Raw genomic sequence first — 13,471 nt, forward strand, 5'->3', positions numbered from 1 at the left:
GATCACTCCATTACGCTTTTCAGGTTCTTCCCATGGCCAGCGCATTCAAGAAAATCACCCTCGACACCCCGAAAGAAGAAGTTCTGAAGATCCTCAAGGAAGACGCCGGTGTCATCATCAAAGGCATGCTCACCCTGGATCAGGTCGCTCGATTCAACGCCGACGTCCAGCCGCAGATGGACAAGATTCCCGCAGGCTCGTCCAAGACCAACGAAGGCGCGCAGGATTTCCATGGTGCCAACACCAAGCGTTTGACCAACCTGGTGACCCACAGCAAAACCTTCCGTGAGGAAATCATCGACCACGACAAGGTTCACCAGTTGGCTCACGCGATTCTGAGCCCATGGTGCGATACCTACTGGATGGGAACTGCGCAAGTCATCGAGATCGGACCTGGCAACAAAGCCCAGCCGTTGCACCGCGATTTCGAGAACTACATGGCGTTCAAGGAGATGGGAATCAAAGCCCCGGACGTTATCTGCAATTTCCTGATCGCCCTGAGCCCCTGCACTGAAGAAAACGGGGCAACGCGGATCATTCCCGGTAGCCAGAACTGGCCGGACTACAATGACCGGGGCACACCGGAAATGACCGTGCCCGCCGAGCTGGAACCGGGTGATGCGCTGTTTTTCACCGGCAAGATCGCGCATGGCGGGGGCGCCAACGTGACGACTGACCAGTACCGCCGAGCAGTGGCCTTTACCTTCAACCTCGGTTGGCTGGTACCAGAGGAAGCCTATCCTTTTGTGGTCGACATGGCACTGGTTCGCACCCTGTCGCCGCGCGTACAGCAAATCCTCGGCTTCCGCTCCTTCACCGCAGACCTCTACGGCCTGCCGGGCCTGTGGCAAGTCAACTACGAGGAAATCGCCGATTACATCGGACTAAACCCTCCTCGCTGATGTCAAACACCATGCTGCCACGCGCCGATCTACTCGACCTCAATGCGTGGCTTTGACCTCTTCAATCCCCTACTGTCTTGAGGGCACATCATGTCAACGTCTGGATCAAACAAGCCTTGCGTCAGCGTCCTGGGCCTGGGGGCCATGGGCAGTGTGCTGGCGCGCACGTTGCTGCAAGCCGGATATGACGTCACCGTCTGGAACCGCAGCCCGGAGCGCGCAACTGCCCTGATGCAAGAAGGCGCCAGCCTGGCGCGGGAAGCCAGCGAAGCGATCAATGCGAGTAACCTGATCATCATCTGCATGATCGACAAGGCCGTCTCGCAGGACGTGTTGAGCAGCCTTGACCCATTGTTGGACATGAGCGGCAAAACCATCGTCAACATGAGCACCGGTACCGTGGACGATGTGCAGCGCATTGCCAAGCGAGTGAGCCAGCACAACGGTCTGTATGTGGACGCCGGCATCATGTGCTACCCCAAGGACATTGGCGGGCAACACACCACCATCCTCTACTCAGGCAACAGCGACGCCTACCATGCCCATGTGTCGACCCTGAAGGTGTTGGCGGGGAACCCTAAGTTTCTCGGTGCCGACCCCACTGCGTGCACGCCCACCTACCTCGCACTCTATGCCTTTTACTTCGGTGCCTTTGCCGCCTGGCTCGAAGGCGCGGTACTCGCCTCCTGCGCCGGTGTTTCGGTACAGGACTTCAAGGCCCTGTCGCCGATCATGAGCGACATGCTGGTGGATGGCATCAACACCGCGGCCGATCGCATTGCCGCCAGCGATTTCAGCGGCGAACAAGCGTCAGTCGATGTGCACGTCGCCGGTCAAGAGGTGGTGCTCGATGCGTTGCAGCGTGCGAACGCGCCCCATGCCAGCACTGACGCCTACCTGAGCTACTGCAGGCTGGCCCAGACCGCCGGCATGGGTGAGTTGGACATCGCATCGCTGTTCAAAGCCATGCATCCCTGAATTTGCCTGACTCCCCCTCAGTGATGGGGGGATACCAATCCTTCCGTCCAAGTAAACCCGGTCCGCCGGGTCAACTTCGTCACACCAAAAATCCAGCAGTTGTGCCCCCCTCTGACCCAGAACAAATGAACCGGATAGTCCATTTCTTCCGTTCGTCGAAATTTATTCTCGCGACACTTATCTGTCACTTGACCTAGGTCGCTCGACCGTATTTAATCGGTCACATGACCTAATAAATGCAACCGCGTTTTCTTCGGTCTGATTCACATCGATCCCTACCTGATAGACCAACAAAAAAAGGGTGCTGCACGACAGCCCCGAAAGGTCAGGAGATAACAAATGAGGTCCAAGACCCAAAGCGGGACAGTAGCGAAGCTACTCCCTATAAAGCCTGAATTTCATGGATTCGCTCAGTTCGATTCCATGGGTTTGGTGCCGCGCTTCACCCCTGCACCGTTCTACGAACGTCCCCGGCCTGCCCACGCCACTGCTTTTTATTCCCAAATAAACCCACGCGGAGGATGCGTTGCGTCAGCACGTTTTCACGCGGTCATCTTGGCTTGGCTACACCAGTGAGGGCAGTACCATGGGACTGATCGAAACAACACCTATCACATTGGACGACAAGGTTTTTTCCACGGCGGAGATTCTGGCGGCAGCCAGCCTGGTGGGCGGTGACGAACGACTGGTGAGCGAATGCCTGGCTGCAGGGTCCATGACTCTGTTTGACCTGGGTAATCCAATGACCAAGATCTCGTTGAACCAGCAATCGCTGATTCACGCCGCGTTCAACCAGCAAGCGAGCAACCCGTTGCTCAGCCTGCAGGTTGGCAAACGCCTGCATTTGACCTCCTACGGCATCGTCGGCTTTGCCATGCTCAGCAGTGCCACACTGCGCGACGCCCTGGAAACCGCCAGTCAGTTCGGGCTGTTGATCAACCTCAAGATGGGCCTGCAACTGAGCTGCGAGAGCGGCGTCGCCTTGCTTGAGCTCAACGATCAATACGGCTTGATCAGTCCGGAAAATGCCTTCTGGTACTACCTGGAAGTGTCGAAGCTGGTGACGCTGCTCCAGGACATCCTGGGCCGCGATTTCAGTTGCGAAGGCATTGAGCTGAGCATTGATGCCGCGCCTCAACAGCAGGCCGAGATTCGCGAAAGCCTTGGTGTGCCGGTTCGCTTCAATTGTGAGCGCACTGCCATCCGCTTCTCACCCCATTGGCTCGACAACAAGCTGCCGCAATCCAATAGCATCACGCACGCCAGTTGCAAGACGAATTGCCAGGCGCAACTGCGCGAAATCCTGCAGAAATACGACATCAGCTTTCAGGTGCAGAACCTGCTGCTCAATTCCGGTCAATGCATTGCTTCGCTGTCCGAAATTGCCGACCACCTGCATCTTTCGCCTCGTACGCTGCGCCGGCGCCTCGACGCGCTTGGCACTTCCTACAACTCGCTGCTGGTGGAAGTACGCAAGAAGCTGGCCATTCGCTACTTGCTCAGCACGCCCATGACCACCGAGGCGATATCGGAGCAACTCAACTACAGCGATGCGGCGAACTTCCGGCACGCCTTCAAGCGCTGGACAGGACGCTCGCCCCGCGAGTACCGCGTGCTCAACAACAGCGGCAAGTACGCCTCACGGTATGGCCAAGGCAAGAGCAGCCTCGGCCTGGGCCGTTCAAGCGCCCTGGGTTTGGCCTGACGACTTCGACAGCGCATCGCGTTCATCGATTAGCGATGAACGCAGGCACCCCGGTACCGACCTCTTCCACGAATAAGAGGCTCGGTGCCGGTTCTCCAGTTAATCACCCGTTTACCGTCTTTGTCATGCCCCTGGCTGTGCGCGCTCAAGCGCACAAGCACAGCCATGTCGATAACAACCGCCTGCGTCTCCATTGATTCAACAAGAATAAGGAGTCCTTTGATGGATATGAAACTGACCGAGAAAGTCGTAGTGATTACCGGTGCAAGCACGGGCCTGGGTCGGGGCATCGCGCTGAGGCTGGCAGAGGAAGGCGCCTTTCTGGTGATAGGCGACATCAACGAGGCCAGCAACCCGGGTGGCTTCGACGAACAACCTGAGTTCACAACCGCCGAGTTGATCACCCGGCGAGGCGGCCAGGCGCTGTATCAGCGTTGCGACGTGACTCGCAGCGAAGACTTCAGCGCGCTCATCGAAGCCGCTACCCGCCGGTTCGGACGCATCGATATCATGATCAACAATGCCGGGGTCTATCGCGACGGCAAACTGATCCACGAGTTTTCCGAGGCAGACCTGGACCTGTGCATGAACGTCAACGTCAAGGGCACCTTCTTTGGTGCCCAAGCCGCGGTCAGGACATTCCTGCAACAGGGTGGCGGCGGCAACATTATCAACCTGGTGTCTACGGCGGGCCTGCAAGGTCACCCATGGCAGTCGGTGTACAACATTTCCAAGGCCGCACAGGCCAACATGACCCGCTGCCTGGCCATCGAATACGGCCATGAAGGCATTCGCGTCAATGGCATCTGCCCGACGTACGCCAAGACCGCACTCACCCGCGCGCTGATGGAACAGCCAGGCTATGTCGATGACTTCAGCGAAAGCATCCCGCTCAAGCGCTGGGGTGAAATCGCCGACGTCGCCGATCTGGCGGTGTTCCTGGCTTCCGATCGCTCCAGCTACATCCATGGCGCACTGGTGCGCATCGATGGCGGTGAAACCCTTTCGCGCTACTCGGTCTGATTCGTGCGGACGCGGGGGGCCGGGTTCGTCATCGAGAAACATTGGCACGGCCCGGGACGCGGCCAAGGCCGTAGCATCCGGCGCCTCGGATAACGCCCAATGGACGGCGCATTCACGGCTCGGAAATTCACAGAAAAAATGCCTGGCGTTTGCGCCAGGCATTCAAACCAAACCGCCGCGGTTACAGCGAACTCACCAGATGCCCGCCGTCCACCGCCAACGTAGCCCCCGTCATGAAACTACCCGCCGCACTGGCAAGCAGCAATAACGGGCCTTCCAGCTGCTCCAGTTGACCCAGCTTGCGCATTGGCACAGCCGCCTTGATGTAGGCCTGGCCTTTTTCCGAATTGAAGTAACCGTCGTTCATTTCGGTCTGGAAATACCCGGGCGCAATGGCATTGACCCGGATGTCATAACGCGCGAACTCCAGTGCCAGCGCCTTGGTCAGCTGCAATACCCCGGCCTTCGCTGCGCAGTAATGGCTCAAACCTGTGCCCACGCGCTCACCGAGTATGGAGGCGATATTGATGATGCTACCGCCCTTCCCTTCCTTGGCCATGCGCTGAGCGGCACATTGGGCCACGCGCCAGACACCGTCGAGGTTGGTGGAAATCATGGTGCTCCAATCCTGCTCGGTCACTTCCAGCGCCTTGACCGCACCGCCCACCCCAGCGTTGTTGATGACCACATCGACGACACCGAAAGTTTGCCAGGCCAGGTCGAAGGCGCTCTCGACACTCGCGCGCGATGTAACATCGAGGGCCACTGCAATCACCTCACCGCCTTTACCGCGCAGTTGTTCGGCCAGCGCCTGCAGACGCTCGACTCGCCGTGCGGCAATCACCACTTTTGCACCGGCCCCGCTGACCACCTGCGCGAAGTGCGCGCCCAACCCGCTGGAAGCACCGGTCACCAGTACAACCTTGTCCTTCAACGAAAATAGAGTACTCATCACAACACCTCGAAAAGGCCGGCGGCACCCATGCCGCCGCCCACACACATGGTGATCACGACGTATTTGACGCCGCGACGTTGTCCTTCCAGCAGTGCATGGCCCACCATCCGGGAGCCACTCATCCCGTAGGGATGGCCGATGGCAATGGCGCCACCGTTCACATTGAGTCGCTCGTTGGGGATCCCCAGCTTGTCCCGACAGTAGATCACCTGGCAGGCAAACGCCTCGTTCAGTTCCCAGAGGCCGATGTCGTCTACCTTCAATCCATGCTGCTTGAGTAACCTGGGCACCGCCAGTACCGGCCCGATCCCCATCTCCTCAGGCGCCAGCCCGGCCACGGCGATACCCCGATACAGGCCGATGGGCTCGAGGTTGCGTTGCTGCGCCAGGCGCCCGTCCATCAGCACGCAAGCACTGGCACCGTCAGACAACTGGCTGGCATTGCCAGCGGTGATACTGCCACCCTCAACCACTGACTTGAGGTTGCCCAGGTCCTGCAAGCTGGTGCCCGGGCGGTTACCTTCGTCCATGTTCAGGGTCACCGGTTGATGACTGAGCTCACCCGTGACCTTGTCCACCACCGCCTTAGTGGTGCTGACCGAAATGATCTCGTCAGCGAACAACCCCTCCTGCTGGGCAATGGCGGTGCGCTGCTGGGATTGCAGGGAGTAGGCATCCTGCATTTCACGGGTGATGCCATAACGCTGGGCAACCCGCTCTGCAGTTTGCAACATGGGCATATAGGCATGCACGGCATGCTGCTCTACGCGAGGATCGCGCTCAGCGAACACCCACTCCATGTTCCTGGTTTGCACGGCGCTGATACTTTCCTGCCCTGCGCCGATGGTCACCCGCATGCCATCGTGAATGATCTGTTTGGCAGCCGTGGCGATGGCCATGAGTCCCGAGGCGCATTGGCGATCAATGGTTTGCCCGGCCACGCTCAACGGCAACCCCGCGGCCAACGCACTCATACGCCCCAGATTCCACCCCGCCGTACCGCCGGGCATCCCGGTGCCCATGACCAGATCCTCGATTTCGCCCGGCTCGATACCCGCCCGCTCGACTGCAGCAGCAATCGCGTACGACGCCATGCTGGGGGACTTGAGGGTGTTGAATGCCCCCTTGAAGGCCTTGGCGATCGGTGTTCTGGCGGTTGAAAGAATGACAGCGTCTGACATGTGCAGAATTCCTTGAGCAAGTGCCTTACAGGCGCTGGATGCGAGCTTGGTTGGCGGCTACCAGGCGTTGCAGCAAGGACGCCGGTTGAAACCACATCTGTCCGTATTCACCCAGCTGTTCGCGGTATCGCTCGATACCTGCCAGTACACGGCCCAGGCCCAACTGCTCGGCATAATGCATGGGACCACCCAGCCAGGCCGGGAAGCCGTAACCGTTGATCCACACCAGGTCGATATCACCGCTGCGCTCGGCGATACCTTCATCCAGCAACTGCACGCCTTCGTTGATCAGCATGAACAGGCAGCGGTCGTGAATTTCCTCGTTCGAAATCACTCGCCGGGTAATTCCGAGTTCGCTGGCAAGTACCTCTGCACTGGCCACCACTTCATAGTCTTCGACACGTTCACGACCTTCATAGCGGTAGAACCCGCGACCGGTCTTTTGTCCATGACGGCCCAGGGCGTAAAGCTCATCCGCCAGTTTGAAATAGCTGGCGTCATGGGCAATCGCTTCACGACGGGACTCACGCACCAGATAGCCGACATCGATCCCGGCCAGGTCGTACATCGACAGCACCCCCATGGCAAAACCCAGCTCGGTCAGCACGCCGTCCACCAGGGCGGGTGTAGCGCCTTCGAGGACCAGTCGGTGAGCTTCGCGCGCATAGGGTTCCAGCATGCGGTTGCCAATAAAGCCGAAGCAGACACCTGAAACAACCGCGGTCTTGCCAATTCGTCGCGCCAGATCCAGCGTGGTTGCCAACACTTGCGGCGATGTCTCACGGCCACGTACTACTTCCAGCAACTTCATGACGTTTGCCGGGCTGAAAAAATGCAGCCCGATGACGTCTTGCGGGCGTCGCGTGACGGCGGCAATCAGATCCACATCCAGAGTCGAGGTGTTGGTAGCCAGGATTGCACCCGTCTTGCACACCTCATCCAGGGTGCGGAAGACGTTTTGTTTGATCGGCAGACTTTCGAAGACCGCCTCGATCACCAGATCGACCTGGGCAATGTCTGCATATTCCAGGGTCCCCGTGATCAGGGACATACGTCCTTCAAGTTGCTGCGGGGTCAACTTGCCGCGTTTGACGCTGCTGTCGTATTGCTTGCGAATATGCGCCAGCCCTCGGTCCAGCGCTTCGCCCTTGAGCTCCAGCAGGGTGACCGGGATGCCAGCGTTGGCAAAGTTCATGGCGATGCCGCCTCCCATGGTGCCTGCGCCAATCACTGCAACATGGCCCACCGGTAACAGTGGTGTGTTCTTGTCTACCCCGGAGATTTTCAACGCCTCACGCTGGGCGAAGAATTGATGCCGCAGGGCAGCCGACTGTGCAGACGACTCGACCTGTTTGAACAGCGCCTGCTCGATAGCCAAGCCTTCCTGCAGCGAACCTGCACAGGCTGCCCTCACCGCCTCCAGCGCCATTAAAGGCGCCAACTGCCCCTTCCAGCGACGGGCTCGTGCCGCTGCGTAATCCTCGAAGAAACTGGCGGGCAAACCTTGGGCTGGATCGCTAAAGCGCCAAGGTCGTTGCGCAGGGACCGATTCGGCAATCAGGTTTCTGGCAAACTCTGTCGCTGCGGCCAACAGGTCTTCGCCGCCTGCTATCAACCGGTCAATCAATCCTAGCGCCAAGGCCTGGGACGCCGATACTGGCTCACCGCTCAGGATTATCTCCAACGCCGCTTCGGCACCAATCAGACGCGGCAGGCGTTGCGTGCCGCCGGCGCCAGGCAACAACCCGATCCGGGTTTCCGGCAATCCCAAGATGGCTTGTGCAGTGCTGATGCGGTAACCGCAAGCCAGTGCCGTTTCCAGACCGCCGCCCAGTGCGGTGCCAGAAATGGCGGCGATCAGCGGTTTGGGCGACGCGGCCAGTCTGTTCAGTAAGCTTGCCAGATCAGGCGCCGCGAACGCGGCTGGGGAACCGAATTCGCTGATATCGGCGCCGGCACTGAACGCTCGCCCCTGCCCATGAATAACCACGGCGCGTACCTGCAATTCGGCGATGGCCCGCTCGAATGCTTCGGCCAGCGCCTCACGCAATGGCTGGCCCAACGCGTTAACCGGAGGTCGAGCCAGTCCGATGAGGGCCACCTCACCGTCCAACCGGTAGTCAATCAGTGTTGTCATGGTTGTATTCCTGAAAGCTGAAGGCTGATGAAATGAGGCTCAGAACCAGCGGTTCTGCATGTCGTGGCAGGCGCTGTTACCGGCGCAGAGCAATTGGGCAATACCGTGCAACGGCGCCAACTCCCACTGCATGTAGTAGCGTGCCGTGTGCAACTTGCCGCGGTAGAAATCGACCTCGTCACCGACGACACCACGCTGCAAGGCGCCTTCGGCAAGCATCGCCTGGCGCAACCACACCCAACCCACCAGCACCCGACCGAACAGGTCCAGGTACGCCGTGGCATTGGACAGGCCCAGGTCTGCGTGGGCCGCGACTTGTTGCTGAAGTGAGGCGGTCACGTCTTGCAGCACCGCCAGGCCTTCGGCCAACTGCTGACCCAGCGGACCGCATTCACTCAGGCTGCTGGCCTGATGCAGGCTGTGCCCGACTTGTTCAAGGAACAAGGCATAACCTCGGCCGCCTTTCGCACCCAGCTTGCGGCCGAGCAAATCAAGCGCCTGGATACCCTCGGTACCCTCATGGATGGGGTTCAAACGGTTATCGCGGTACAACTGCTCCAACGGGTATTCGCGGGTGTAGCCCGCTCCACCGAGAATCTGAATACCCAGTTCGGAGGCCATCAGGCCGTAGCGTGAAGGCCAGGTTTTGACCATCGGGGTCAGCAAATCAAGCAATTGCGCCGCATCATCACGGGACTGTTCGGTGCCACCGGTGTGCGCATCCTCCACCAGGCTGCTGGCATACAGGCACAGCGCCATGGAGCCCTCTGCATAGGCCTTTTGCATCAGCAACATGCGTCGCACATCGGCGTGCTCGATGATTGGGACCTGGCGCGTCAAGGGATCCTTGCAACTGGCCAGGCGACCTTGAGGTCGTTCGCGGGCGTAATCCAGCGCATGCAGATAGCTCTGATACGCGAGGCTGGCGGCGCCCAGGCCTACGCCGATGCGGGCTTCGTTCATCATCTGGAACATGTACGCCAGGCCTTTGTTGGCTTCGCCCACGAGGTAGCCGACAGCGCCGTCACGCTCGCCGAAACTCAGCACGGTCGAGGTGGTGTTGCGATAACCCATCTTGTGCAACAGGCCCGCAAGGGCGACGTCATTGCGTGGCCCGAGCGAGCCATCCGCGTTCACGTTGAACTTGGGCACCACAAATAGCGAAATCCCCTTCACCCCGGCAGGTGCACCTTCGATACGGGCCAATACCAGGTGCACGATGTTTTCGGTCATCTCGTGATCACCACCGGAGATGAACATCTTTTGTCCGAACACCCGGTAGCTGCCATCGTTGGCCGGTACTGCGCGGGTGCGCAGATCACCGAGCGCCGAACCTTGCCCCGGCTCGGTCAAGGCCATGGTGCCGCTGAAGCGACCGGCAAACATGACCGGCAGGAATCGCTGTTGCAACTCAGTGGAGGCGAAACTCTTGATGAGATTGGCCGCGCCAATACTCAGGAACGGGTAACCGGTGGTGGCGATATTGGCAGCATTGAAATACGCCATGCAGGCACGCAGGAGTACTTCGGGCAACTGCAGTCCGCCGTCCGCAAAGTCATGGTGCGCGGCCAGAAACCCTGCATTGGCGAAAGCAAACCAGGCAGCTTTGGTTTCAGGAATCAGGCTGACCCGTTCACCATCGAACGTGGGCTCGTTGTGGTCGCCCTTTTGGTTATGCGGCGCAAAGAACTCCGCCGCCACCTGGCGTGCGGTCGTCAGCGTGGCATCGAACACCGCACGATCATGTTCGGCGTAACGCTCGCGCTCGAGCAAGGCCTGGGTATCGAGAAATTCGTACAGCAGAAACTGAAAATCGCGTTCGTTGAGCAACATAAAAGTGAATCCCGCCGTGAAGAGTCATGAGCGAAAACGACTTTGATGTTGTATCAGCGCAGGCTTGGCAATTCGTCAAACCAAGGGTGGAGTTTGGGATGGAGTTGTCCACCCGCCCAGGGTGGAGTGCCCCGGGCGTCAGCTCAACAAGCCAACACTGCGGGCCTTGCGCAAGGCTTCATCGCGGTCAGTGACCTCCAGCTTGCGAAACAGATTGTTGATATGGGTCTTGACCGTGCTCAAGCTGACAAACAGGGATTCGGCGATTTGCGCGTTGCCCTGCCCCTTGGCCATGCGTTGCAAGACCTCGCGCTCACGGCGGGTAACCGGTTCGACCAGGCGCTGGCCCTTGTGCACAGGCCTCATCAGGTCAGGCATCAAGCTCTTCAACTGTTGCGGGTCGGGCAAGTCCCGTTGCAACTCGTACTGTTTGCGGGTTTCGGGGGCGATCAACTGCTGGAACAGATCGCTCAGGGCGGCCCCTTCAAAATGCAGCAATTGGCCCAACTGGAACTCACAGGCCAGCGCAACCGCCTCGTCGAGCAGACGCATGGCTTGCGGTTGATCGCTCTGGTCCATGGCCATGCTTGCTTCGAGCAGCAACAGGTCGAGCTTGAGGCGGCGGTGATGCTGCTCTTCAGCCAGCTCGTTCAGCGCTTGCAAGCGCTGCACGACCACGGCTCTTTGTCCGAGGTGACGCTGCACCCAGGCATAGGCGAGCACTTCGTCGGGCTGCACGTCCTCGGCGTATTGCCGTTTGCACCAGTGCCACTCCCGCAGCCAGCTCAACAGGAACTCCTGATCGCCATGACGTACGGCGTGCCGAACCCGCCAGGCACCCGCAAGACGATACACGCGCCATTGCCCGAACTCCTCGGCCAGGCGCCTGGCCTGGTCCCACCGCGTCACCGCTCGGGCTGAATCGCCAAGTGCGTCGAACAGACAGGCCTGATGATGGAAAATCAGCGCCAGCGCGGCACTCTGGGGGAAATCCATCGCTATTTTTTCCGCCTTGGCGAAACTGACTGACGCGGCGCTCAACTCATTGCGCTGCATCAGAATCAGCCCCTGCCCCAAGTGCAAGAACGCGTCGTAGAAATTGCCCGACACCTTGCCCCTGACGTGGTCGAGCGAGCCTTCGAAGAAACGTTGCCGAGCCTGATCGGTTTTGCCCTGCGCCAACTCGATTTCTACGGCCTGCAAGTGCAAACGATGGGTATAGCCCTTGAAGCCCAATGCCGACAACTGCTTCAGGGCCTCGTCATTCTGGCGTTGGGCATCGTCCAGGCGACCCAGCGCCGCCAGGCACCCGGCACTATTGGCATGCAGGATGGCAGTCGCCGCGTTGGCTGCGGGATAACGCTCAAGAGCAGCACGCACCACATCCACACCATGGCGCAGGTTACCGCCCAACCACGCCAGATGACTGCGCAGGAATGCGATCGTTTGCATGACGCGATCCTGGCGATGGTGCCCGGACTGCCCGCTCAAGCGCTTCAGCGCACTCATACACGCGCGCGTGCGCTCGATGTCGTTGGTCACGATCAAGGTCGACGCTTCGGTCATGGCCAGATTCAGATGATCGGAATCGCTGCCACGTAGCGCATGGCTGAGGAAGTCGACGATCGCATTGATTTCGCCTTCACGCAGGAGGTCAAAGGTGTGTTGCTCCACCGTTCGAAACAGCGCCTTGGTGTTTTTTGCGCGACCGAATTGATAGACCGCTTGTGCATAATAGGCATTGGCCAACAGCCAGTCTGCCGCTTGTTGATGCAGTTGCAACAGGCTGGAATTATCACGACGGCGCAGTCGTTGTTGCGCTGTCAGGCGCAGGGCTGGATGGTACTGATAACGCAGGCGCTCACTGACACGCTCTTCGATGAAAAGGTCCAGTTGCAACAACTTGCGCAGCATGCCCTCGGCGTGCGGATCCCCTGTGAGCACCCTTGCCAGTTCCAGATCGAACGCATTCACTACCGAGGTGCGCTCAATAAACCCGACCAGCCCCTGAGGCAATCGGCGCAGCAACTCCTCTTCGATGAACAAGGCTATTTGCTGGTAGGACGCCTGAATGGCTTGCTGCAGCCGTTCAGGCTGACTGTCGATGATGTGCAAGTCGCGATAGGCCGCACACCAGAACAGCGCACCACTGATCCAGCCATCACTGCCCGCTTGCAAGCGATAGACGAACGCAGGCTCTAGCTCCACGCCCTGGGCCAACAACAATTGCTGGGTTTCTTCACCATCAAGGGCCAACTCGCGCGGACCCAGCATTCGCAACCGATTGTCCCGTCGCAGGTGAGTCAACCCCAGCGCGGGCAGGCCTTCACTCGCCGCGACCATCCGCAACTGCCTGGGAGGATGGTGCAACAATGCGTCCAGATAACCGAGCACACGCGCAGAGCGCAACAGATGCAGATCGTCGATACACAGCGTAAAGGGCGCGGTCAGGCTATCGAGATGGCTGCGGATAGCGCTCCAGGACTGCTCCGTGCCCGTGCCTTCTGGCAGCACGCGCTTGAGCAACAACTGATACAGGTGCCCCAGAAAATTGATGGGTTCGTTGTCCGAGCGATCGATACGGTAAAACCCCTGGGGTGTGCCCATTTGCTCCAGCAGCTGGCTCAGCAGCACAGACTTGCCGTAGCCCAAAGGCGCCCGCAGCAACGTCAGCGCGGTGTCCTCGTCCAGCGCAACGGCGATTTGCCCTATCACCCTGGGCCTCGCTATCAGGGTGCGGGGCAAGGTTGCAGGTCG

General features: G+C 59.5%; 9 protein-coding genes. 4 read left to right on the plus strand and 5 right to left on the minus strand.

Features of this window, described 5'->3' with window-relative positions; genetic code table 11:
• Positions 1-32: 32 nt before the first annotated feature.
• The 4 genes from HGP31_RS19345 to HGP31_RS19360 all read left to right on the plus strand — a co-directional run bounded on the left by HGP31_RS19345 (position 33) and on the right by HGP31_RS19360 (position 4,608).
• Positions 33-902, plus strand: a complete 870-nt coding sequence (locus tag HGP31_RS19345; RefSeq protein WP_168758458.1) for a phytanoyl-CoA dioxygenase family protein — start codon at positions 33-35, stop codon at positions 900-902.
• Between the two features lie 90 nt (positions 903-992).
• Positions 993-1,880: an NAD(P)-dependent oxidoreductase gene (locus HGP31_RS19350; protein WP_168758459.1), complete on the plus strand. Its 888-nt coding sequence runs from the start codon at positions 993-995 to the stop codon at positions 1,878-1,880.
• Positions 1,881-2,466: 586 nt separating this feature from the next.
• Positions 2,467-3,585, plus strand: coding sequence for an AraC family transcriptional regulator (locus HGP31_RS19355; RefSeq protein WP_168758460.1), 1,119 nt, complete (start codon positions 2,467-2,469; stop codon positions 3,583-3,585).
• A gap of 222 nt (positions 3,586-3,807) precedes the next feature.
• Complete coding sequence (locus HGP31_RS19360; protein WP_168758461.1) at positions 3,808-4,608, plus strand: SDR family NAD(P)-dependent oxidoreductase; 801 nt, start codon at positions 3,808-3,810, stop codon at positions 4,606-4,608.
• A 181-nt stretch (positions 4,609-4,789) separates the two neighbouring features.
• Here the strand turns inward: HGP31_RS19360 and HGP31_RS19365 are convergent, their stop codons facing one another.
• From HGP31_RS19365 to HGP31_RS19385, 5 genes are all read right to left on the minus strand, one after another.
• A complete protein-coding gene (locus HGP31_RS19365) occupies positions 4,790-5,560 on the minus strand; it encodes an SDR family NAD(P)-dependent oxidoreductase (RefSeq protein ID WP_420850662.1) in 771 nt (256 codons plus the stop codon).
• Positions 5,560-6,744: an acetyl-CoA C-acyltransferase gene (locus HGP31_RS19370; RefSeq protein ID WP_168758463.1), complete on the minus strand. Its 1,185-nt coding sequence runs from the start codon at positions 6,742-6,744 to the stop codon at positions 5,560-5,562. The genes HGP31_RS19365 and HGP31_RS19370 overlap by 1 nt, the downstream gene beginning before the upstream one ends.
• 25 nt (positions 6,745-6,769) lie before the next feature.
• Positions 6,770-8,881, minus strand: a complete 2,112-nt coding sequence (locus HGP31_RS19375) for a 3-hydroxyacyl-CoA dehydrogenase NAD-binding domain-containing protein (protein WP_168758464.1) — start codon at positions 8,879-8,881, stop codon at positions 6,770-6,772.
• Positions 8,882-8,920: 39 nt separating this feature from the next.
• Entirely contained in the window at positions 8,921-10,714 is a 1,794-nt protein-coding gene (locus HGP31_RS19380; RefSeq protein ID WP_168758465.1) for an acyl-CoA dehydrogenase, read from the minus strand.
• A gap of 138 nt (positions 10,715-10,852) precedes the next feature.
• On the minus strand, positions 10,853-13,429 hold the full coding sequence (locus HGP31_RS19385; RefSeq protein ID WP_168758466.1) for a LuxR C-terminal-related transcriptional regulator: 2,577 nt from the start codon (positions 13,427-13,429) through the stop codon (positions 10,853-10,855).
• Between the last annotated feature and the right edge of the window lie 42 nt (positions 13,430-13,471).

It is taken from the genome of Pseudomonas umsongensis, from assembly GCF_012647205.1.
GTDB classification, from domain to species: Bacteria; Pseudomonadota; Gammaproteobacteria; order Pseudomonadales; family Pseudomonadaceae; genus Aquipseudomonas; species Aquipseudomonas umsongensis.

Bases quoted from the DNA above. Each gene is read 5' to 3' on its own strand.
- HGP31_RS19345 (WP_168758458.1), top strand. From the start codon at position 33: ATGGCCAGCGCATTCAAGAAAATCACCCTCGACACCCCGAAAGAAGAA.
- HGP31_RS19350 (WP_168758459.1), top strand. From the start codon at position 993: ATGTCAACGTCTGGATCAAACAAGCCTTGCGTCAGCGTCCTGGGCCTG.
- HGP31_RS19355 (WP_168758460.1), top strand. From the start codon at position 2,467: ATGGGACTGATCGAAACAACACCTATCACATTGGACGACAAGGTTTTT.
- HGP31_RS19360 (WP_168758461.1), top strand. From the start codon at position 3,808: ATGGATATGAAACTGACCGAGAAAGTCGTAGTGATTACCGGTGCAAGC.
- HGP31_RS19365 (WP_420850662.1), bottom strand. From the start codon at position 5,560: ATGAGTACTCTATTTTCGTTGAAGGACAAGGTTGTACTGGTGACCGGT.
- HGP31_RS19370 (WP_168758463.1), bottom strand. From the start codon at position 6,744: ATGTCAGACGCTGTCATTCTTTCAACCGCCAGAACACCGATCGCCAAG.
- HGP31_RS19375 (WP_168758464.1), bottom strand. From the start codon at position 8,881: ATGACAACACTGATTGACTACCGGTTGGACGGTGAGGTGGCCCTCATC.
- HGP31_RS19380 (WP_168758465.1), bottom strand. From the start codon at position 10,714: ATGTTGCTCAACGAACGCGATTTTCAGTTTCTGCTGTACGAATTTCTC.